The sequence below is a fragment of the Acinetobacter sp. YH12120 genome (assembly GCF_013418795.1).
Lineage (GTDB): Bacteria > Pseudomonadota > Gammaproteobacteria > Pseudomonadales > Moraxellaceae > Acinetobacter > Acinetobacter towneri.
Map to the genome: position 1 here is coordinate 1 of NZ_VPBI01000054.1, position 1378 is coordinate 1378.

Sequence of the window (1378 nt, forward strand, 5' to 3'; positions counted from 1 at the left end):
TTAAACTTTCCAGATGTTTGGGTAGATTACCTGCAGAAGCCAAAGAGTCGAATCTGAGTAAATTAAGAAGGGCAATAGATGCAATATGAAAACTGATCCTCAACGGGCTTACTTTGGCACGTTGAGCCATATATTTCATTTGTCTTCTTAGAACATTATAAGCAATCAAGACACCCCATAATTCTTGATAAATTAAGTCTGGCTGTTTGCTCCTTAAGTGCTTACCTTCCTGTAAATTGCTTTTAATTTCTCGGTAACACATTTCAATTTCCCAACGCTGAGCATATAACTTTGCCAAGGCTATAAGTGGGTATGTCTTTGAATCTAATAATGAAGTGATATAACGGCGGATTTTTCCTGCCTGCTCAACTTCAATTAAACGTGCTTCCCAGTAATCTCCTAATGCTGGATTAAGTTTTTTGGCTCTTGCTGATATTGGCATCCTGATATGAAAATCATGTGGGGAATTCCGTTTAATTATGTCATAACGTAAATTATCTTTAGCTCGCATAAGCCAATGGCTTGATTCTCCACGTGTTTGCCAGCCTATTAAAAAATCAGCAGAGAAATAAGCTCGATCAAACAAAGTAATACTTTGTGCTGGAGGAGATAATTGATTTGCTAATGTGAGTTCACCTTGATCCATACTGCCTATTTGGGCATCTATGATTTCATGAGTATTGGTATTCACTAGACACGTGGCTCTAACTTGTGGGTAAGGTGCTACAGCAGTTTTACCTTTAGATGAGCCAAAATGATTAAAATTCTCCTCGGTCAGTGGCATAGACCAAACCACCCCGTCAACAGCACATACACTAAGACCTTGAAAGGTTGAATATTGTTGTTGTGATTCATCAAACCATGCTTGGCTGATTAAGGAGAATAAGGCAGCTAAGGGTTCTCGACCTAAACGTTGTCGAGCTTGGACAGCTGCACTAGGAACACAATAATCTGTTGTACCAAACACGAGTTTTAATTGTTCTACCACATAGCTGATGGGTTGATTGCGAAACAAGGCAAGCCCAAGAACAAGCCAAACCACGTGCTCAGCAGGTAATTTTCTCCTTCTGATCGATGCCTTACCTGTTTGATGCAGGCTTGTTTCAATCCAATTTAAATCAATAAGTTCACAAAAATGGTTGAGTGATGGGAGAGCATGTTCAAGAGTGGATTCTAAATGTTCAGATAAAGACATAAAAAAATGAGCGTATTTACATACACTCATTTTTACTACATTTTACTAAAATTTGCTTAACTGACTGGCATTACCACAAAGGGGCTTTTTTTATGGCTACGGTTTTTGCTTGCTGGCCCAGTAGGCCTGTAGTTTGCGATACAGCGCTGATTCTTTTTCAAACCAGGTGGCTTTGGCATTCAG

At 39.3% G+C, this 1378-nt stretch carries 1 protein-coding gene; it reads right to left on the minus strand.

Annotation, left to right across the window (positions count from 1 at the left end; translation table 11 throughout):
• On the minus strand, positions 1–1195 hold a 1195-nt coding region (locus FTU58_RS13940), incomplete at its 3' end, for an IS4 family transposase (RefSeq protein WP_180062596.1).
• Positions 1196–1378: the final 183 nt, after the last annotated feature.